General features: G+C 67.1%; 15 protein-coding genes. 11 read left to right on the forward strand and 4 right to left on the reverse strand.

The features are described from left to right. The first annotated feature begins 28 nt into the window (after positions 1-28). The 6 genes from BCL65_RS05165 to BCL65_RS05190 all read left to right on the forward strand — a co-directional run bounded on the left by BCL65_RS05165 (position 29) and on the right by BCL65_RS05190 (position 5,622). The gene (locus BCL65_RS05165) at positions 29-2,575 is read left to right on the forward strand and encodes a transglycosylase domain-containing protein (RefSeq protein ID WP_106265811.1); all 2,547 of its coding nucleotides are present in this window, start codon (positions 29-31) and stop codon (positions 2,573-2,575) included. A 147-nt stretch (positions 2,576-2,722) separates the two neighbouring features. Next, positions 2,723-3,013, forward strand: coding sequence for a 30S ribosomal protein S6 (gene rpsF / locus BCL65_RS05170; protein ID WP_106265813.1), 291 nt, complete (start codon positions 2,723-2,725; stop codon positions 3,011-3,013). A gap of 116 nt (positions 3,014-3,129) precedes the next feature. After that, positions 3,130-3,687 (forward strand): single-stranded DNA-binding protein, encoded by a 558-nt coding sequence (locus BCL65_RS05175; RefSeq protein WP_106265815.1) that lies wholly within the window; start codon positions 3,130-3,132, stop codon positions 3,685-3,687. A gap of 78 nt (positions 3,688-3,765) precedes the next feature. Continuing rightward, on the forward strand, positions 3,766-4,002 hold the full coding sequence (rpsR, locus tag BCL65_RS05180; protein ID WP_106265817.1) for a 30S ribosomal protein S18: 237 nt from the start codon (positions 3,766-3,768) through the stop codon (positions 4,000-4,002). 18 nt (positions 4,003-4,020) lie between these two features. Further along, positions 4,021-4,470, forward strand: coding sequence for a 50S ribosomal protein L9 (gene rplI / locus BCL65_RS05185; RefSeq protein ID WP_106265818.1), 450 nt, complete (start codon positions 4,021-4,023; stop codon positions 4,468-4,470). Positions 4,471-4,674: 204 nt separating this feature from the next. Continuing rightward, complete coding sequence (locus BCL65_RS05190) at positions 4,675-5,622, forward strand: hypothetical protein (RefSeq protein WP_243400752.1); 948 nt, start codon at positions 4,675-4,677, stop codon at positions 5,620-5,622. 91 nt (positions 5,623-5,713) lie between these two features. Here the strand turns inward: BCL65_RS05190 and BCL65_RS05195 are convergent, their stop codons facing one another. Continuing rightward, positions 5,714-7,027 (reverse strand): MATE family efflux transporter, encoded by a 1,314-nt coding sequence (locus tag BCL65_RS05195; protein ID WP_243400751.1) that lies wholly within the window; start codon positions 7,025-7,027, stop codon positions 5,714-5,716. A 307-nt stretch (positions 7,028-7,334) separates the two neighbouring features. On the opposite strand from BCL65_RS05195, the gene BCL65_RS05200 reads away from it, so the two are divergent. Continuing rightward, the gene (locus BCL65_RS05200; RefSeq protein ID WP_106265822.1) at positions 7,335-10,400 is read left to right on the forward strand and encodes a replicative DNA helicase; all 3,066 of its coding nucleotides are present in this window, start codon (positions 7,335-7,337) and stop codon (positions 10,398-10,400) included. Between the two features lie 162 nt (positions 10,401-10,562). Here BCL65_RS05200 and BCL65_RS05205 read toward each other — a convergent pair whose 3' ends face one another. Both BCL65_RS05205 and BCL65_RS05215 read right to left on the reverse strand, forming a co-directional pair. Continuing rightward, positions 10,563-11,156, reverse strand: a complete 594-nt coding sequence (locus BCL65_RS05205) for a hypothetical protein (RefSeq protein ID WP_125206452.1) — start codon at positions 11,154-11,156, stop codon at positions 10,563-10,565. 855 nt (positions 11,157-12,011) lie between these two features. Then, positions 12,012-14,198, reverse strand: a complete 2,187-nt coding sequence (locus tag BCL65_RS05215) for a KAP family P-loop NTPase fold protein (RefSeq protein ID WP_106265827.1) — start codon at positions 14,196-14,198, stop codon at positions 12,012-12,014. Positions 14,199-14,540: 342 nt separating this feature from the next. On the opposite strand from BCL65_RS05215, the gene BCL65_RS05220 reads away from it, so the two are divergent. The 3 genes from BCL65_RS05220 (at position 14,541) to BCL65_RS05230 (ending at position 17,931) form a co-directional block, all read left to right on the forward strand. Beyond that, positions 14,541-15,200, forward strand: coding sequence for a hypothetical protein (locus tag BCL65_RS05220; RefSeq protein WP_125206451.1), 660 nt, complete (start codon positions 14,541-14,543; stop codon positions 15,198-15,200). A 293-nt stretch (positions 15,201-15,493) separates the two neighbouring features. Further along, positions 15,494-16,357, forward strand: coding sequence for a hypothetical protein (locus BCL65_RS05225; protein WP_125206450.1), 864 nt, complete (start codon positions 15,494-15,496; stop codon positions 16,355-16,357). A gap of 149 nt (positions 16,358-16,506) precedes the next feature. Beyond that, entirely contained in the window at positions 16,507-17,931 is a 1,425-nt protein-coding gene (locus BCL65_RS05230) for a Shedu anti-phage system protein SduA domain-containing protein (protein WP_125206449.1), read from the forward strand. Between the two features lie 112 nt (positions 17,932-18,043). On the opposite strand, the gene BCL65_RS05235 is transcribed toward BCL65_RS05230, so the two are convergent. Further along, a complete protein-coding gene (locus BCL65_RS05235; protein WP_243400750.1) occupies positions 18,044-19,108 on the reverse strand; it encodes a S66 family peptidase in 1,065 nt (354 codons plus the stop codon). A gap of 234 nt (positions 19,109-19,342) precedes the next feature. On the opposite strand from BCL65_RS05235, the gene BCL65_RS05240 reads away from it, so the two are divergent. Beyond that, on the forward strand, positions 19,343-20,350 hold the full coding sequence (locus tag BCL65_RS05240; protein WP_106265836.1) for a zinc-dependent alcohol dehydrogenase family protein: 1,008 nt from the start codon (positions 19,343-19,345) through the stop codon (positions 20,348-20,350). The last annotated feature ends 39 nt before the right edge of the window (positions 20,351-20,389 follow it).

Raw genomic sequence — 20,389 nt, forward strand, 5'->3', positions numbered from 1 at the left:
AGGACCTCCGCAATCGAAAGGCTGGGACGTGGCGAGCAAGCGCAGACGTCGCTTCTGGAACTACCCGCGCCGGGGCAAGAACCCGGTGCAGCGGTGGCTGCCCTCGTGGCGCGTGGTCGTCGGCTGCATGCTGGGCTGCCTCGCCCTGGGCGCCGGCGTGTTCTTCGCCGCGTGGACCTCCACCGAGATCCCGGAGAACCTCGACGACGTCAACCACCAGGCCACCACCGTCTACTACGGCAACGGCAAGGAGGTCGGCTCCTACTCGACGATCACGCGCGAGATCGTCGACTACGAGACGCTGCCCTCCTACGTGGGCGACGCCGTCGTCGCCTCGGAGAACGCGTCGTTCTGGACCGACCCCGGCGTCGACATGAAGGGCATGGCCCGCGCGCTGTGGACCAACCTGACGAGCGACGGGGGCACGCAGGGCGGGTCCACGCTCACGCAGCAGTACGTGGAGCGCTACTACCTGGGCAGCACCACGGACATCCTGGGCAAGGCGCAGGAGGCGATCATCGCGTTGAAGATCACCCGCGAGCAGTCCAAGGAGCTCGTGCTGGACCGGTACCTCAACACCATCTACTTCGGCCGCGGCGCGTACGGCGTCCAGGCGGCCGCGCAGGCGTACTTCGGCAAGGACGCCGCCGACCTGACGTACTCGGAGTCGGCGATGCTGGCCGGCATCATCCCCTCCCCGGTGAACTACGACCCGTCGGTGCAGCTCGAGGTCACGCAGAAGCGCTGGGAGCGCAGCATCAACCGGATGGCCGACCAGGGCTACATCACCGAGGAGGAGCGGCAGTCCGCCGAGTTCCCTGAGTTCAAGGAGAAGGAAGAGGGCGGCAACAGCCTCGGCGGCCAGAAGGGCTACATCATGGCCGCGGTCAAGGCTGAGCTGCTGAAGAACGGCCTCACCGAGGAGGAGATCGAGACCAAGGGTCTGCAGATCTACACCACCATCAAGCCGAAGCTGCAGCGCGAGGCCGCCAAGATCGTCAAGAACATGCCCGACGACGCGAGCAAGAAGGTCCGCGCCTCGATCGTCTCGATCGACCCGTCGAACGGCGCGGTCGTGACGCTGTACGGCGGCAAGGACTACATCAAGCAAGCGCTCAACACCGCCAGCCAGGACAGGATCCAGGGCGGCTCGACGTTCAAGCCGTTCACGCTCATCGGGGCGCTCGAGAAGGGCCACGAGCTCAACGAGACGTTCGACGGCAACTCGCCGGGCCACCTGGACCCAGAGGATCCCTCGAGGGAATGGCCGACGAACTTCGGCCTCCAGAGCTACGGCCAGATCGACCTGGTCAAGGCGACCGCGAACTCGGTCAACACCGCTTATGTCGCGCTGAACATCGAGGTGGGTCCCGAGAAGACCGCCGACGTGGCGCACCGCCTCGGGATCCGCGAGGAGACCGAGATCGACCCGTACCCGTCGAACGTGCTCGGGACGGCGGACGTCTACCCGGTGGACCTCGCGTCCGCGTACGCGACGATCGCCGCCGGCGGCAACTACATCAAGCCGCACGTCGTCGAGCGGGTCGAGCACCGCGACGGGTCGCTGCGGTGGGAGCCCGAGACGACTCCCGACCAGCGGTTCGAACGGGACGTCATCACCCAGGCGACGTACGCCATGACCCAGGTGGTCGAGCAGGGCTCTGGCCGCGCCGCTCTCGAGCTGACCGGTCCGGACGGGACCCGTCGTCCGGTAGCCGGCAAGACCGGCACCTCGAACGACAACGTGACGGCCTGGTTCGCCGGCTTCACCCCGCAGCTCGCGACGGTGGTGAACCTGCGCCAATACAAGAAGGTCGACGTCGAGGAGGGGATCCTCGCCGACCGGGAGCCGATCGACGCCTTCGGCGGTTACGACGAGATCACCGGTAGCACGTGGCCCGCCGCGGCCTGGACGGATTTCATGCAGGTGGCGCTCGACGGCAAGGAGATCCAGGAGTTCCCGGCGTACACCCCGCCGCGTCCCACCTTCTCGCCCAGCCCGTCACCGAGCGAGTCGACGCCGGAGTGGGTGGAGCTTCCCGGCAACCTCGTCGGGATGGACATCTCGCAGGCGACGACGCTGCTCCAGGAGATGGGTCTGAAGGTGGCGACGCAGGCGGCGAACGACCAGGCCGCCAAGGGCACGGTCGTCAGCGTCAACTCCGGCGGTGGCAAGATCCCTGCCGGATCGACCATCACGCTGGTGGTCTCGACCGGACAGCCGGCCGAACCGCAGCAGGTCGCCGTCCCGAACGTGGCCGGCCAGCCGCGCACGGCTGCCGAGCAGCAGCTCCGGCGGGTCGGGCTGTCCGCGGCCACCGCGGAGGAGTTCAGCAACGACGTGCCGGTGGGCAACGTCATCCGCACCGACCCCGGCGCGGGAGCCGAGGTGGCACCTGACTCGACCGTGACGATCGTCGTCTCACGTGGCCCCGAGCAGACCGAGGAGCCCGAGCCCGAGCCCGAGCCGACCGACGAGGAAGGCGGCGGTGGCGGCAACGGTGGCGGCGGCGGCGGTGGCGGCGGTGGAGGTGGCAACGACGGTGGCCTCCTCGGCAACGCCAGTGATGGATAGCACCACCCCCTGAATTCCACCGGGGTGCCCGCACCGGGTACCCTGGTGGACTGGCCGTGCCACCCGGTGGCGCGGCCGACGCACGCAATAACCCTCCTGCCACGGACAGACCGTGGCCGTTGAGACCAGAGGAGGTGGGTTGAACACATGCGTCAGTACGAACTGATGGTGATCCTGGACCCGGAGGTCGAGGAGCGCACCGTAGCCCCGTCGCTCGAGAAGCTGCTGACGGTCGTCAAGACCGAGGGCGGCACCGTCGACAACGTGGACATCTGGGGCCGTCGCCGTATGGCCTACGAGATCAACAAGCGGGCCGAGGGCATCTACGCCGTCGTCGACTTCACGTCCACGCCGGACACCGCGAAGGAGCTGGACCGCCAGCTCGGCCTGAACGAGGCCGTGCTGCGCACCAAGATCCTGCGCCCCAGCGCTCGCTGAATCCGCTGAACCGAAACATTCTGCGCCCGTCCCGGCCCCCTGTGGGAGGCTCGTGATGGGATCTTCCCTGGAAGTCGAGTACAGCCGAATCTCGCGGACGAACGAAGGAGCTTGGCATGGCTGGTGAGACCGTCATCACGGTCGTCGGAAACCTGACTGCGGACCCGGAGCTGCGCTTCACCCCGTCGGGTGCTGCCGTTGCCAACTTCACGATCGCGTCCACGCCCCGCACGTTCGACCGGCAGTCGAACGAGTGGAAGGACGGGGAGGCGCTGTTCCTGCGCTGCTCCATCTGGCGTGAGGCCGCGGAGAACGTCGCCGAGTCGCTGACGAAGGGCATGCGCGTCATCGCGCAGGGCCGTCTGACGCAGCGGTCGTACGAGACCCGCGAGGGCGAGAAGCGCACCGTCGTCGAGCTGCAGGTGGACGAGATCGGCCCGGCCCTGAGGTTCGCCTCGGCCAAGGTCACTCGTGCCCAGCGCTCCGGTGGCGGTGGCGGCTTCGGCGGCGGCGGGGGCTACGGCGGCAACGCCGGTGGCCCCGGTGGCCAGCCCGGCGGCGGCCAGGGCGGCGGTTTCGGTTCCTCCGGCGGCGGTCAGCAGCAGAACGACCCCTGGGCCACGGCCGGCCCGGCGTCGTCCGGCGGCGGGTTCTCGGACGAGCCCCCGTTCTGATCGTCGCTCAACCCCCAGATCATCCCTGTCCCGGCGGTACGTACCGGCCGGGGCGATCCTGAGTAAGGAGCACTCACCATGGCCAAGCCTGTGGTGCGCAAGCCCAAGAAGAAGGCCAACCCGCTGAAGGCGGCGAAGGTCGAGACGGTGGACTACAAGGACACCGCCCTGCTGCGCAAGTTCATCTCCGACCGTGGCAAGATCCGCGCGCGTCGGGTCACCGGCGTCTCCGTCCAGGAGCAGCGCCAGATCGCCAAGGCCGTCAAGAACGCCCGCGAGATGGCACTCCTGCCGTACTCGTCGTCGGCCCGCTGACCGGAAAGGATCCAGATCATGGCAAAGCTGATCCTGACCCACGAGGTCACCGGTCTCGGTGAGCCCGGGGACGTCGTCGAGGTGAAGGACGGGTACGCCCGTAACTTCCTCATCCCGCGCTCGCTCGCCACGCCGTGGACCAAGGGCGCCGAGTCCCAGGTCTCGGCGATCCGCAAGGCCCGCAAGGCCCGCGAGATCTCCACGCGTGAGGACGCCGAGGCCGCTGCGGCCTCGATCCAGTCGAAGACCTACACGATCGAGGCGCACTCCGGCGAGTCCGGCCGTCTCTTCGGTGCGGTCACCACGGCCGACATCGCCGCTGCGGTGAAGTCCGCCGGTGGCCCGTCGGTCGACAAGCGCAAGATCGAGATCGGCCAGCCGATCAAGTCGACCGGTGTGCACACCGCGTCGATCCGCCTCCACCCCGAGGTGTCGGCCAAGATCGAGCTCGAGGTCGTCGCCGGCTGACGCCGGTCTAGACCGTCGGAGGCCCCGGTCCCGCTCGCCCAGCGAGCAGGACCGGGGCCTTCTGCATGCCGCAGGGGAGCGCGTTCGGCAGTTCCTGCTTTGTTCGGCAGTTCCAACTGCCGAACGCGGCACGAAGTGCCGAACGAGGGGACGAGCCTGTGGACAGCCGGCACGGGGACCGTGCCCCGGCGCCAGGCTGGGAGCATGCCGACCGAGATCCTCGTCGCCCGTGAGCACCTGCCCACCGCGCTGCGCACCGCGCGCCGTGCGGGCGAGATCGAACGGATCCGGCGCGGTGCGTACCGCGTGGTGCCCGACGACGGCAGCGGCGGACCGGACAGCTGGTCCGCCGCACGCTGGCTCCAGGTCGACCGAGCGCGTGCCCTGGGACGCCAGCTCCGGTCGGCGCACTGGTTCAGCCACCAGACGGCGGCGATGCTGCACGGTCTGCCCCTGTGGCGCCTGCCCTCGGAGACGCACGTGCTGCAGACCTATCGAGCGTCGTCGCGGGCGGCCCGGGACGTACGCCGGCACTTCGTCGAGGGGCGCCCGGCCGATGGCTGCGAGGTGCTCGGCCTGCCGGTCACTACCCTGGAACGGACGGTGGCCGACTGCGCGACGACGCTGCCCCCGCTCGACGCCCTGGTGGTCGCCGACGCCGCCATGGCGCGGGGTCTCGACCGCGACAGGACGGCGGAGCTCGTCAGGTCGCGTGCGCGAGGCGTCCGGCGTGCGCTCCTCGTCCTCGAGCTGGCAGATCCAGGCGCCGAGAGTCCCTGGGAGTCGTGGTTGCGCTACGTGGCCCACTGGGCGGGACTGCCGCGGCCACGGACGCAGGTGCCGGTGCGCACCGCGCTCGGCCGCTTCCGGGTGGACCTGGGCTGGGAGGACCACCGGGTGCTCGTCGAGTTCGACGGCCTCGTGAAGTACCGGACCGGCGCGCTCGGCACGGACCACGACCCGGACCGGGCACGGATCGACGAGAAGCGGCGGTCCGATGCCATCGCGGAGGCCACCGGCATCCAGCCGCTCCACGTGACGTCGAAGGATGCTCCGGACCCGCAGGCGGTGGCCGATCGTCTGCTGGCGCGCTTTCCTGGCGATGTGCGGCGCGCTGCGCGCAAGAATCCCTTGCTGCCCCGGCCGCGATGACGCCGGGGTCGGTGGCTCATTCGGCACTTCCTGCCTCGTTCGGCAGTTCCAACTGCCGAACGAGGCAGGATGTGCCGAACGAGAGGGGCGCTCAGACGCCCGTGACCATCCACCGGTCGCCGCGCGCCCGCAGCCCCGTGGTCAGCGCCCGCGCGAGCATGAAGACCCCGGCGAAGGCCGCCCACAGCCACGCGAGCCCGACGGCGCCGTCGGGGGCCCACGCCCGGACCGCCAGCGCGCACGGGACGTACAGCACGAGGGTGAGCATCCCGGCCCACGCGAGGTAGCGGCCGTCGCCCGCGCCGATGAGCACGCCGTCGAGGACGAACACCCAGCCGGCCATCGGCATGAGGACGCCGCACACGGCCAGTCCCGCCGCGACCGCGAGGCGCACGTCGGGGTCGGGGGAGAACAGGGGCGCGATCCACCAGCCCGACGCCGCGAAGACCAGGCCGATCACGATCCCGGCGCCGACGCCCCACTGCAGGCAGCGCCGCAGCACGGCCCGGACCCGCTCGACGTCGCCTGACCCGAGGCCGTGCCCGACCAGCGCCTGGGCGGCGATCGCCAGGGCGTCGAGGGCGAACGCCGCCAGTCCCCACAGGCTGTTGATGACCTGGTGCCCGGCGAGGGCCACCGCGCCGAGCGAGGTCGCCGTCCACACCGTCAGCAGGATCGCGAGCCGCAGCGAGACGGTGCGGACGAACAGCGGCGCCCCGGCGACGGCGTTGGCCCAGATCCCCGCGTGGTGCGGACGCAGGGACGCACCGCGCCGCCGGGCTCCGGCGACGACGACGGCGGCGAGCACGGCCGCCATCAGCAGCTGCGCCGTCGTCGTCGCCAGGGCCGAGCCCGCGATGCCCATCCCCAGGCCGTACACGAGCGTCACCGACCCGACGGCGTTGAAGACCGCTCCGCCGGAGGCCACCCACAGGGGTGTGCGGGTGTCCTGCAGACCGCGGAGCACGCCCGTGGTGGCGAGCACGAGCAGCATCCCCGGCAGGCCGGGGGCGGACCACCGCAGGTAGGTGACGGCGTGCGCGGCGACGTCGTCGGAGGCGCCCATGGCGCTGACCGCCCACGGGGCGGCGAGGAGGAGGGCGGCGGCGAGGACCGTGCCGAGGAGCAGGGCGAGCCACATGCCGTCGACGCCGGACTGGAGAGCCTCGCGGTCCGCCCCGGCGCCGAGGCGGCGCGCCACGGCGGCGGTGGTCGCGTAGGCGAGGAAGACGCAGAGCCCGACGAGGGTGATGAGGAGCGTCGAGGCGAGGGATAGCCCGGCGAGCTGGGCGGTGCCGAGGTGGCCGACGACGGCGCTGTCGACGAGCACGAACAGCGGCTCCGCGACGAGCGCCCCGAGGGCCGGCCAGGCGAGCGCGAGGATCTCGCGGTCGATGCGGCGCAACTCACCCCACCTTTCTTTTCTCCACAGGCTGGGAACAGCGTTGCTGCAGGTCACAGCCATATCTTGAGTTGTACACAGGAGATGTCCCCAGTTGTGCACAGGGTTGTCCACCACCGGTGCACAGGACTGGGCAGTCTTCCACAACCCTGTCCACAGATGTGTCCACAGAGTCTTTTGCGCACCGTACCGGGCGCGCCTAGCGTCGTCCCGAGTGTCAGAGGTGGACTGTAGAACAAGGTGCTGAGGACCGGTCGATTCGCCCGGGTTCGGGTCGTGGTGCCGGTGGGAGCCGGGGGAGGTGGGAGACATGTCGATCGACGAGCTGGAGGCGAACTACTCGTCGCGCGGGAGCTTCGACCGCACCCCTCCGCAGGACGTCGAGGCCGAGATGAGCGTGCTCGGCGGCATGCTCCTGTCGAAGGACGCGATCGCCGACGTGGTCGAGCAGATCCGCGGCGTCGACTTCTACCGCCCGGTGCACGAGGCGATCTACGACGCGATCATCGACCTGTACGGCCGCGGTGAGCCCGCCGACGCGATCACCGTGGTCGCCGAGCTGACCAAGCGGGGCGAGATCGGGCGGATCGGCGGCGCCTCCTACATCCACGACCTCATGGCCGGCGTGCCGACGGCGGCCAACGCCGGCTACTACGCGCGCATCGTGCAGGAGCGGGCCGTCCTCCGGCGGCTCGTCGAGGCGGGGACCAAGATCGTCCAGCTCGGATACGCGACCGACGGCGGCGACGTCGACGCGGTCGTCAACAACGCCCAGGCCGAGATCTACGCGGTCACCGAGCGCAAGACGTCCGAAGACTACGCACCGCTCGCCGACATCATCGGCGGCGCGATGGACGAGATCGAGGCCGCGGGCAACCGGGGCGAGGGCATGGTCGGCGTGCCGACCGGGTTCGCCGACCTCGACCGGCTGACGAACGGGCTGCACCCTGGGCAGATGATCGTGGTCGCGGCGCGACCGGCCATGGGTAAGGCGCTCGCCCTCGACACCCCGCTGCCGACGCCGACCGGCTGGACCACGATGGGCGACGTCGCCGTCGGGGACGAGCTGATCGCCGCGGACGGGACGCCGACGCGCGTGGTGCGCGCCACCGAGGTCATGACCGGCAGGCCCTGCTACGAGGTGGTGTTCGACGACGGCACGACGATCGTCGCGGACGCCTGGCACGAGTGGGTGACGAGCACGTCGGGGAAGCCCGCTGACGCCGCGGTGCGGACGACGGAGGACATCCTTGCGTCGATGCGTGCGGGCGTTGCGCACTCGGTGGCGCGGCCCGGCGCCGCCTGGAAGATCGTCGACGTCGTGGCGGTCGATTCGCGGCCCGTACGCTGTGTGGAGATCGACCACCCGGAGCATCTGTACCTTGCGTCGGCGGCGAAGATCCCGACGCACAACTCGACGCTCGCCATCGACATCGCACGGTCGGCGTCCATCAAGCACCAGAAGACGTCCGTCGTCTTCTCGCTCGAGATGAGCCGCAACGAGATTACGATGCGTCTGCTCTCCGCCGAGGCGCGCGTGCACCTGCAGAAGCTCCGCAACGGCTCGCTCGGTGACGACGACTGGCAGAAGCTCGCCAAGGTCATGGGCAAGGTGTCCGAGGCGCCGCTGTTCATCGACGACTCGCCCAACATGTCGCTGACCGAGATCCGCGCCAAGTGCCGGCGGCTCAAGCAGAAGCACGACCTCGAGCTGGTCGTCATCGACTACCTGCAGCTGATGACGTCCGGCAAGAAGGTCGAATCACGGCAGCAGGAGGTCTCCGAGTTCTCGCGTGCTCTGAAGCTGCTGGCGAAGGAGATCGAGGTTCCTGTGATCGCGCTGTCGCAGTTGAACCGTGGTCCGGAACAGCGGCAGGACAAGAAGCCGGCGATGTCGGATCTTCGTGAGTCGGGCTGTCTCACCGAAGACACCAAGATCCTCCGCGCCGACACCGGCGCTGAGACCACGATGGGCGAGCTCTTCGCGCTGAACGCGAAGGACGTCCCGGTCTGGGCGCTCAATGAGCGGCTGCAGTACGTGCGACGTCACCTCACGCACGTCTTCCCGACGGGAGTGAAGCAGGTCTACCGGCTGCGTCTCGCCTCCGGTAAGCAGATCGAGGCCACGGCGAACCACCCGTTCCTCACCTACGAGGGCTGGACGCCGCTCGGCGAGCTCGAGGTCGGCGCTCGCCTCGGAGTGCCGCGCCATGTGCCTGGGCCGGAGCAGAACATCGAGTGGGACGACCGCAAGGTCGTCATGCTTGCGCACCTGCTCGGAGACGGATCATTCGTCAAGCGGCAGCCCATCCGCTACGCGTCGATCGACGAGCGCAACCTCTCGGCCGTGACGGACGCGGCGGAAGCCTTTGGGATCACAACCATCCGTGACGAGTACGCCGCCGCACGCGTGACGACGCTGCGCCTGCCGGCGCCCTACCGTCTTGCTCGAGGCCGGCGGAATCCTATCGCCGAATGGCTCGACGACATGGGTCTGTTCGGTGCGCGGAGCCACCAGAAGTTCGTTCCATCGAGCGTCTTCCACCTGCCGAAGCATCAGATCGCGCTCTTCATCAAGCACATCTGGGCGACCGACGGCTCAGTGACGATCAACAAGAACGGTCGCAGCGGGCGGATCTACTACGCGTCGACGTCGCGCGAGCTGGTTGACGGCCTGTCTCGGCTGCTGCTCCGCTTCGGGATCTCGACGCGTGTGCGCCGGACGACACTGAAGGGCGCCTACCGGCAGGGTTACACACTGGACGTCAGCGGCGTTGACGACCAGCGCCGCTTCCTCCAGGAGATCGGTGTGCACGGCGACCGCGGGGACATCGCAGAGAGGCTGCTAGAGATCATCCGCGAGACGCAGGCGAACACCAATATCGACACCGTGCCGCGTCAGGTCTGGGACGACGTGCGGGACCTTCTCGTGGAGCGAGGAATGACGCATCGCCAGTTTGCTGAGGCGATCGGCACCCAGTTTTGCGGCAGCACGCTCTGGAAGCGCTCGCCGTCCCGTCAGCGGTTGGGGAAGATCGCGACCGTCCTCGAGAGTGAAGAGCTAGAGATGATGGCGGTGAACGATCTCCTGTGGGACGAGGTCGTCGAGATCGAGCCGGTCGGGGAGAAGCAGGTATTCGACGCGACGGTCCTGGATACTCATAATTTTGTCGCGAACGGCATCGCTGTCCACAACAGCATCGAGCAGGACGCCGACATGGTGATCCTGCTGCACCGCGAGGACGCCTATGAAAAGGAGTCACCGCGCGCTGGGGAGGCAGACCTGATTGTTGCAAAGCACCGTAACGGCCCGACCGACACGATCACCGTAGCGTTCCAGGGGCACTACTCGCGGTTCGTTGACATGCAGGTGTGACGAGGACCTATGTCGACGTGCAACCTAGATTTCACAAACCCTCACCTATGTAACATGGTTCGGGCTTGAGTCTTGCTCGACCTTTACATGACGTCATTCGGGGTCCGCTGGCAGCCCGGACCTGGCGATCCCGCTGGTACGCCTTGCTCTGACGGACGGCCCTCAACAGTGAGTGTTGAGCCTTCCGATGGCGGTATCTGCCCGCTGTAGAGCAGTGTCGAGGTCGTGCTCCGTCACGGCGGAGATCAGTTCGGGGAAGTCGCGGGCTCGTTCGAGGTCTTCGGCTATGCGGGCAGCGTCGTTTAGGGCCCAGGCCACGCTTGAGGCTTCGCTTCGGACCGTGGTGAGTCGGATGTTCGTCGTCGGCCAGTTGCCCCCGGCGCTGACTGCCATCTGGAAGGACGAGGCGAGAGCACGCAGGCCCCTGGCGTCGGCAGTCGGGGGCGCCCTGAGCGCGTTGCTTGCCTGGCGGCAGATTTCATCAGCTTCGGCGTCAGGGTCCAGGTCCGGTCCGGAGTCATCGTCGGGCTCATCGAGTTCCGGTGAAGGCTCGGCCGTTGGTCGGTCGGCGCCCGCGTCCGCTGTCGGCAAGGGTTCGTCGACGTGCTGGTCCAGAGAGTTCTCGGGGAGGAGCACACCGCTCCCCGGGCTCATCCGGGTAGGTCCAGCCTCCGTCGATGTGGATATCGGTTCGGGCGTCGCAGACGACGTCGGCGGTTCCGAGTCGCAGCCAGCGAGCGCGAGGCCGATGGCCACGATGGAGGTGCAGGCTACGCCAGCCCTCATCGGATCCTCCGATCGCTTGGCATGCGGAGTGCGGCGGACTCCCGACTCACGCTATCGGCGTGAACGGGCCCCTGCCCGGGGGCGGGGGGCGAAATCACTAATCGCTCGGACGCTGGACAAGGCCCTGGTGTATGGCTTCGGCCGTGCGATGCGCGCCGCGAACATTCTCGACTCAGCCCTCTGCTGCAGGACCCCGTGCTTCGACTTCTTGGTGCGTGGTGAGCAGGGGTGGGTAGCGATAAAGGTGGAAGCGCAGGGCGGTGCGCCGTCGGAGGAGCTCGGGCCGTTCCTTCTTGGGGGCCCGGGCTAGAGCGTCGTCGACCACGTCGAGGTCATCAAGCAAGGTCGCTCGTTGACGGTGGTACCGATTGCGGCACGCAGAGCTGCAGAAGGCGCCAGGACGTCCGGTCTGGGAGAGCTCGCAGAGCTTCGTGCACCTGGGCTCCATGCATCGCATCGGCACCTCAAGTTGCTCGGCGTTCAGCATGTCGGCTCCGGGCGGTCGGTCTAAGGCGCGTAGGGCCTGGTCAGGGGCGGATTCTCTCGGCACCGTTGATCTGAGACGAAACTGTCCCCGTGCGAACGATGTTTGCCTGATCATGTCAGCAAGTGCCCTGGTAGAGGTGGACGAAACAACTCTTCCACTCTCGATCGATCAGGTCTAGGCTCAGAGAGCCACCATGGTGGTGGCAGAGCCTGCGTGAGAGCGCAAAATGGGGTGCCGCTGCTCCAACAGCGACACCCCGGTGACGGCTCTGAGAGACTGCTGCACGGTCGGGTGTCACCTGACCGTGCAGCGGAGCCCAGACTCCCCCAGGTAGAGGGTCACTCCTTCTGGGGTGGCTGCGGGGATGGCTGTTCGCGGGACTGTTTCAGCGCGAGTAGGGAGTGTCGAATCCTGTTGTCTCGGGTGGCTGGCACACGGAATGTGCCGCCGCCCGGTGGTGTGGCCGCGTCGATGTCAGCCGACGCATCCGAGTAGATTGCTTCTAAGCCGAAGATTTCGTCTGCGGCCTGGATATCAAACTCGCTGATGCTCGTCTCAGGTGTGCCTGCTCCGATGGACACAGCTGTGGTCGTGAGCGCTCCGAGAGCGTCGACCAGCGACCACCGTCCGGAATCAACCTGCTGTCGGAACCACGCGTCAGCCTCCTTCGTGTCGAGGGCTCGCCATGTCCAGAAGCTCGTCAGTGCGCCCTCGTCGAGCGGGTTCTCTGGCGGTTGCGTCCCGCGGGATGCCTTGAGAGCTGCGGCGGCAGCGCGGGCAACTGCGTCCAGGTCGTAGTCATTGGATACCCGCGACCGATCCGGATCGCTCCCGCTACGCAGCAGGAACCAGACGGCCTCAACGACGTACTCCTCGAGATCGGGCTCGGCGGCCAGGAGACCAACTGTTTCCGCTGCTGACTCGCTGCCCATCGCGCCAAGACACGAAGCCCCACCGAACACCGCAGACCGCCACGGGTCATCGAACATGCTGGTGCGTCTACGGTCGATGGACGATGCGTTCCGTGTGATCAGTTCGAAAAGTGACCGCTCGGGCAGGGCCCGGCCAGACTGCCTCAAGGCGTCTAGTTTGCGCATGATACGCGCCGCGTTGCCGGCGACCTCCTCGGCGAGGCGTCTGCTGGCCGGGCCCTGTTCACCTCTCGCTAGGTCGTCGAGGGCGTCGAGGACGTCAGAATCGGACACGTCCTCCATCGGGACTCCGAAGCTTACGTATCTGTCGAAGTAGTCGGGGTCGCTGATCGCCTTCGGGGTTGCTCGCTGTCCGGCTTGGGCGAACTGTTGGAAGTTGGAGAACGCGGCTTCGAGTTCAGGGAACAGCGTCGAGAGAACCTTGACGACTCCAACGACGTCCACATTCTTCACGTGGGCGGTGGCGAGTCGCTCGTGCCACTTCTCGCGGCGCTCTTGCTGTGCGGAGGCATTCTGGTTGACAGTGAAGCTGGCCACTCCGACACGAAGCAACTCATCTCGGTGGCTCTGCAACATCCGGTAGACGCCTGGCTCCTGGGTGCGAAGCCATGTCACCAGAAAGAAGTCAACGAAGTCAACCTCCCCGTGAAGCAGGGGATAGAAGGCCTGGACCTGTCCGAGGAACCGGTTGACTGCGCGTGGCGTCGCGAGGCGCCGGTCCAGGACAGAGAAGTAGATCTCACCGAGTCGTCGTTCGTCGTCCTCGGATAGTTGAAGGTCCACCTGGCTTCCGACCTGCTCTATCCCGGCTTCAAGGAGGGCGGAACGTTGGGCGTAGCGCAGAGTGGGCATGTCGAGCCGGACCTGCACGATCTTCTCCATGTAGGCGCGGGCTCGGGTCTCGTCATCGCCCGTCACCGAAGTGCGTCGAAGGACGTCTAGGAGCGTCCGCTCGTCGTAGGAAAGCAGGTAGTAGACGTGGGGGAGCCGGCCTACGAGCCGGACCAACTTGAGGACCTCGAGTAGCTCGTCCGGTGTTAGCCGGTCCAAGTCATCGACGACCATGAGTACGGGGCGACCGCTCCGTCGCAAGGCAACTTCGGCGGCCCGCTTTGCGGCAGAGGCGCTGGTGTCACCCGCGATGAGGTCACCCACGGCCTTGAGCGGATTCTCAAGTTGAAGTCCGATGACGCTGGCCAGCCCGCCGAGAGGGCTTATGGCACGGGCGAAGTCACCAACCTTCGCTCGCGCGTTGCCTAGGCGGTCCTCGTCAGGTAGCTCGGCTCCGAGCTCGTTGAAGAATCCTCGCTGCAGGGTCGCCGGGTCGGGGTAGGTCCACGGGTTGAACGTGGCCACGAGCCATGGATCCTCAAGGCTGCGACGGAGCATCTCAAGGACAGAACTCTTGCCAGAACCCCAGTCGCCGATCAGAGCCAGAACTGTCGACTCGCTCTGTGAACGGACGTTGTCGAGCAGCGCCGATAGGTGTTCAACAAACATCTTGCGGTCGAGGCCGTCGGGCCGCCCAGGCGTGCCATCGCGAGCATCGTCGCTGAGTAGGCCCGGGAAGCGATCGCCTGGTGTCGTCGACATGCAAGCGACCGTAGCGCGGGCCAAGCGCGATGGCTCTCGAATGATCGCCGCAAACCAGGATTCGTCTGTTGCTCGGTCGGGTGTCACCTGACTGTGCAGCAGACCCGGAAGGGCACACCTACACCTTGACCCGGGTCATGGGCGGTTGACCAGTCGACCCACGGGAGTTCACCCTGGCACGCATCTGCGAAGGCCTCGACCTGGGCCACTGCGGCGGCCAGGATGGCACCCGTGGTGGAACTACGGGGCGAGGAGCGTTGGGCAGCGAGATGCATCGAACAGGCACTGCCTGGCGTTGTCACACGTCAGCACGATGACGGCAGTCGCCCCGCGATGCATGACATGGATCTGATGCGCGACGGAGTGCGGTTCGGTGCCTGCGAGATCACGGCAGCTGCGGACACGACCTCGATCGAGTTGTGGAACGTGGCCAACGGCAGCGGGGAGCGCTGGATCGAGACCGAGATCGCTGGAGGGTGGGTCCTGAGCCTGGCCCCTCGCTGCAAAGTCAAGAAGCTCAAGCAGCGCGCACCCAGTCTGCTGTATCGCCTGGAGGCCGACGCGAGTGATCGTGAAGCGGGAGCGCTCCTCCAAGGGCTCGGTGTCGTCGACGCCCACCGATCGGACACGGACTTTCCCGGCAGCATCTACTTGACCATCGATCGCAATCATGCGCTCACCGGCGGGCTGACGGGCGAAACGGGCGACGAGCTCGTGACCTGGTTCAACCACTGGGTGCGTCAACCCGACCTGGAGCACAACCTCGCCAAACTTGCAGCCGTGGATCGAGCCGAACGGCACCTATTCGTCTTGATGCCCGGATTCACGTCCGCGCCGTTCTCGGTGTCGGACCTTCTGGCCCGTGCCGCAGCGCCGCTGCCGGATGCCGCGCCCGACCTACCACCAGAGTTGACGCACCTGTGGTTCATGAGCACTTGGAACGCCGGGGGCATCTTCCACTGGTCCCCGACGGGCTGGGCCAGATTTGACAAGCTCGTTTGAGCTGAGCGTATCGGCAGGGGTCTAGGACCATGAACCGCCTTAGGCCTGATGGAGGTGGTCTGCCCCGGCTTCCGTGGAGTCCGCTGAACCCTAGGCGCAACACTCGTATGGACGGGCCACTCATCTGTCCCGGTGGGCTACGCGTGGGTTGGGCCGTCCTGGTGCCTCCCTGGACGCGTTGGACGTGGTGATCTGGCCCGCATCCACAGGGGCAGACCTCGCGGGTCAGACGCACCACAGGCAACGTGCCTATCCGTGCAGTGGTCTCGGTCCGCCTCGGCTACGGTCTGACCGTGGCACCCATCGACGAGAAGCGCGCGCTCGACCACCTGAACCTCGTCTACAGGCAGCTCCACAAATACGATGACCGTCTACAGGCCGCCGAACCGCCCATCGAGGAGGGGTCATCCCTCGCACAGGACGAGGCGAGGTCTACCCTGCAACCGGGAAACCGCGCGTACTTCCACCTGCAAGTGAGTTATGAGTTCCTGCGGTCCATCGGCATCCTCGCGCGGGCAACGAAGTCCTTCAACCCGCTCGGGGTGGAGCAAGCGATGAGCCGGACCGCTCTGATCGCGGCCTGCAAAGCTCTCTACCTCCTCGAGCCCTCGGCCAGCGACGACCGGCTCGCGCGGTGCGCGTCCCTGATGCTGAAGGATGGCGAAAGCTCGCTCCGTGAGGTCGAGGACGCCCTGAAAGTGCTCGGCGAGGAGGACCCGATGAGCGCGACGTGGGCCGGGTGGCAGACCCGATTGAAGGCAGGCCCGGCTCAAGTCAAGGAGCAACTCCGAGCGCTTGGCATCGAGAGGGCATCCCTACGTGGCGACGGGGAACTGTTTAGCACGGCGGGACAATACCTCGACAAGGTGCAGCCACTGCAGCAGTCCGACGAAGTTGAGCCGTCCCGCTCGATCACTAGCGAGGCGGTCCTCGTCCGCTACTGGAACCAGACGAGCGGCTACGCCCATGCGAACATGTGGCCGTTCCTACGGATCGCGACACCGAACTCGGATGGCACGGGACACCTGGTCTCTGCCCGACTAGACGACGCGGTTGGACTGCTTAGCATCACCTACCAAGTCTTCGAGAGTGCTTACGAACTGCTCGAACGTCGTGGCCGCAAGCATTCCCCGGGCGCTGCGTTCGTCGGCCACTGAACTGGTCGACGAGAAGACCCAGGAACCTCCATCCTGTACGTCTAGACCTCGAGAGAAGGGCAATTATATGCCGGTCAAGTGAGAAAGCGCGACGAGGTGTGGTCGGTGCAGACTACGGCGGGTTCCATCTCGGGTACGACGGAGGCAGAGTGAACAGCAGGATGTTTGACGATGGTGTCATCGAAGAGGACAACGACGGCGACCTTGAACTCGAGGACAGGCTCGGTGCGATCTACGCCAGCGTCGACGGGGATGAGCTCGTCCTGACGAGGACATCGTTGGACGGCACGCGCGCGCCGCGCGAGATGCTCCGGTTTGACCGAGGTCAGGAGCTAGTGCGGATCTTCCCGACGAAACTCAGCTTCGGCGACTGGGTCGGGCAGTTCGAACGGGTCCACGAGATCCAAATCGAGAGCCCTTCCTGGAATGCGGCTGACCACTCGTTTGAGGGCGATCGTTTCGGCTTGCTCTGTGCCAACGGGTTGCCCAGAGGGTTCGGGACCACCTACGAGTATGGCCTCGGAGTGAAGCGGGACTATCGCGGTCTGATCGATGAGATCGAGGCGCGCACGACCTGCACGACGGTCAGACTCACGATGGCCGGAGACGAGGGGGCCAGCGAGGACGGGGTGACTTTCCGGATCTCTCTCGATCGTTTCGACAGGTACCGCGCGGCCGTGGATCGTGATCGGTCGCGCGCCCAAACTGCAGCCAGGCGGGTGATCGAGGCCGAGCTCCACAACGCTGTTGCGGACCTATTCGGCCTGGATCATGTCGAGCCGCGATACGGCAGGAACGAGGTTATCCGCGCTATCACTGAGGAGGCGTTCACTGGTCACGTGGTCGACGCGGGCGACCGGGCCGCCCTGGTCGAGCATGCCACGCGAGCAGCGCCGACTGCCGCGCACGAGAACCCCGAGCGCTTTGGTCGGCTACGCCAGAGCGTCGAGCTCGTGTCGTTGGAGGTCCTCATCGAGCAGTTTGAGCAGAGTATGAATGGCCGCAACGCTGGGAACGAGTCCCACTGGCAGGACTTCTTCAGCACAAACCAGTTCGCCCTACAGCAGATCCTCTCGATGCCGATCGTGGTCGAGCGCCAGCAAGCGCGCGTGAAGTCGCCGGACATCGAGGGACGAGGGTCACGTATAGCGGACTTCTTGTGCGTCAACACGGTGACTCGCACTGCGTTCGTCGTCGAGATCAAGACCCCGAAGACCGACCTGATGGACAGCCGAGAGTATCGCGGCAAGGGCACCGCTGCGGTCTTCGCGCCGCACCGAGAATTGAGCGGGGCAGTCAGTCAGTTGCAGTCTCAACTGGCTTCGGTACCGAAGGACCTCGCGGGGCGACTCGCGGCGACGCCCGAAATCGACCTTGATCCATGGAACGAGGTCCGCGGAGCAGTCATCGTCGGTCAGGTCTCTCGGCTCTCCCCTGAGCAACGCGAGTCGTTCCTGCGGTACCGGGCAGACCTGTCGTCGGTGAGCATCTTGGGCTATGACGAGGTGCTGGCACGCCTCGGCACTTTGCGGGAAGTACTGAAGGCGCCACGGTCGGCCGAGGCGTCGGAGTAGCAGGGGGATCTGCTGCTGCTGCTGGACAGTTCACCAGAGAGCAGTGGGGTGGTCTAACCATCCTCAACGAATCCACGGACGAGTTGCGATACCGAGCCGCACGGCGCCTCGCCTACGCGAAGTCGGCCCAGATCCGCTGCTCGGCACCGTCGACGGTCATCGATCCCCCGTAGGGGACGATCCACTGCGGACGCGTGTGGCCGAACGGCACGCCGACGACGATGACGGCCTCCGAGTTGTAGCGCTTCACCGTCTCGATGGCGGCGTCGCGCTGCTCGGCACGCTTGACGGCGCGCTCCGCAGAGGTCCGGTGCACCTCGAAGGACGAGGTCGGCGGTCGGGCGACGACGACGGCGTCGACGGCGTCGAGGAGACCGCGCTCGCCGAGCGAGCGCAGGATCCAGCCGAACTCGCACGCCGGGATGAGCTCCTCCGAGGTCTCCAGCAGCAGGACTCCGCCCTGCAGCACGCCCGGGTCGGTGGGGAAGCGGCCGGCGGTGAGGATCCACTGCAGCACCTCGATGCAGCCGCCCCAGGTGCGCCCGGTGACGGCCTGTTCGGGTCCGGCCCAGGTCCACGGCTCGGTGGGTTCCCGGTCGCCGTACTCGGTGAGCGCCGCGGGGTCCTGCCAGTCGATGCCGAAGTCCTCGGACTCGCACGGTTCGGTGATCTCCAGGCGCTCGCCGGTGAGCAGGGCGGCGCGCAGCGAGGCGGCGTGGATCGGGTCCACGGAGGGACCAGGCCCGAGGTGGACCTGCGTGGAGCCGCCGTAGAAGCCGGCGATGCCGTGGGTCCACAGCCAGTTGAGGAGATTGGTGTTGTCGCTGTAGCCGAGGAACGGCTTGGGATCGGCCCGCACCAGGTCGGCGTCGAGGTGGGGTATCACGGTGATCTGGTCCTCACCGCCGATGGTGGCCAGGACCGCCCGGATGGCGGGGTCGCTGAACGCTGCATCGAGGTCGGCGGCACGGGCCTGCGGCGTCGCGCCGAGCTGGCGCGTGGTCGGGTACTCGACGGGGACCAGGCCGGTGATCTCCTGCAGACGCGCCATGGCCTGTTCGTGCACCGCCGGCGCGAACCCGGGCGCGGCGAACGATGGCGAGACGACGGCGACCTTGTCCCCGGGGGCGGCCTTGCGCGGCGATGCGAGCTCCATGACCGACAAGGTGTCACACATGGAGGCGAGCGGAAGACGGCTTTTCGCCGGACCTGTGTCGCAGTGCCGGCCAGAATGTACATTCTGAAATGCCCCGCAACGAGCACGCCCGAGCCTCGTGCAGCATTCGTGACACTATCCTTGCGGATACTGGCATTCTCGCCCCTAGATTGCCGCATCTCCCGCGCGTAACTTGATGCGAACCGCCGATCCGGCGGGTCGCACACCAAGAACCACGGCGAGGAGAAATCCGCTATGACCGCTCAGATGAAGGCTGTCGTCCTGACCCGTTTCGGAGGGGTGGATGCTTTCGAGCTGCGCGACACCTCCGTGCCGGACGTCGAACCGCGCCAGGTGCGGGTGCGCGTCCACGCGACCGCCGTCAACCCGCTGGACTTTCAGATCCGTCGCGGGGACTACGCGGAACACGTGCCGCTGCCGGCGATCATCGGGCATGACGTCTCCGGCGTGATCGAGGAGGTCGGTTCCCACGTGACGGAGTTCGCCGTCGGCGACGAGGTCTACTACACGCCCCAGATCTTCGGTGGCCCCGGCTCCTACGCCGAGCAGCACGTCGTCGACGTCGACCTCGTCGGTCGCAAGCCGGCGAACGTCAGTCACCTGGAGGCGGCGAGCCTGACTCTCGTCGGTGGAACGGTCTGGGAGGCGCTGGTGACGCGAGCGCGGCTCACCGTGGGGGAGACGATCCTGATCCACGGCGGCACAGGCGGTGTCGGCACGATCGCGATCCAGGTCGCGAAGGCGATGGGCGCACGCGTGATCACCACCGCGAAGGCCGGAGACCATGAGTTCGTGCGCTCTCTCGGAGCGGACGCAGCCATCGACTACACCTCGACGGACTACGTCGAGGCTGTGGCCGAGATGACGGAGGGCAAGGGGGTCGATGTCGTCTTCGACACGATCGGTGGCGACACGCTCACGCGGAGCCCGCTGACGCTCGCCGACTCTGCACGCGTCGTCAGCATCGTCGACCACGCGCAGCCGCAGAACCTCATCGAGGCGTGGGGCGTCAACGCCGCCTACCACTTCGTCTTCACACGACAGAACCGAGGCAAGCTGGACGCGCTCACGACGCTGGTCGAGCGCGGACTCGTGAAGCCGGTCATCGGCGCGACCCTCCCGCTCGCACGGACGGGTGAGGCTCACGAGCTCCTGGAGAACAGGCAGTCGTATGTGCTCCGGGGCAAGGTCGCCATCGATGTCGTGGGCGACACCGTCGCGCTCCCGCCGCGCATCGCGTAGCGGTGCAGCGACGAACAGCGCACCAGAACATCGACAACC

Origin of the sequence: Isoptericola halotolerans (assembly GCF_003003075.1) — a bacterium.
GTDB lineage: Bacteria > Actinomycetota > Actinomycetes > Actinomycetales > Cellulomonadaceae > Isoptericola > Isoptericola halotolerans_A.

What these genes read in the sequence shown, in the direction of transcription:
- rpsF (WP_106265813.1), top strand. Translation starts at nt 2,723, where the DNA reads ATGCGTCAGTACGAACTGATGGTGATCCTGGACCCGGAGGTCGAGGAG.
- BCL65_RS05175 (WP_106265815.1), top strand. Translation starts at nt 3,130, where the DNA reads ATGGCTGGTGAGACCGTCATCACGGTCGTCGGAAACCTGACTGCGGAC.
- rpsR (WP_106265817.1), top strand. Translation starts at nt 3,766, where the DNA reads ATGGCCAAGCCTGTGGTGCGCAAGCCCAAGAAGAAGGCCAACCCGCTG.
- rplI (WP_106265818.1), top strand. Translation starts at nt 4,021, where the DNA reads ATGGCAAAGCTGATCCTGACCCACGAGGTCACCGGTCTCGGTGAGCCC.
- BCL65_RS05190 (WP_243400752.1), top strand. Translation starts at nt 4,675, where the DNA reads ATGCCGACCGAGATCCTCGTCGCCCGTGAGCACCTGCCCACCGCGCTG.
- BCL65_RS05200 (WP_106265822.1), top strand. Translation starts at nt 7,335, where the DNA reads ATGTCGATCGACGAGCTGGAGGCGAACTACTCGTCGCGCGGGAGCTTC.
- BCL65_RS05215 (WP_106265827.1), bottom strand. Translation starts at nt 14,198, where the DNA reads ATGTCGACGACACCAGGCGATCGCTTCCCGGGCCTACTCAGCGACGAT.
- BCL65_RS05220 (WP_125206451.1), top strand. Translation starts at nt 14,541, where the DNA reads ATGGATCTGATGCGCGACGGAGTGCGGTTCGGTGCCTGCGAGATCACG.
- BCL65_RS05235 (WP_243400750.1), bottom strand. Translation starts at nt 19,108, where the DNA reads ATGTGTGACACCTTGTCGGTCATGGAGCTCGCATCGCCGCGCAAGGCC.
- BCL65_RS05240 (WP_106265836.1), top strand. Translation starts at nt 19,343, where the DNA reads ATGACCGCTCAGATGAAGGCTGTCGTCCTGACCCGTTTCGGAGGGGTG.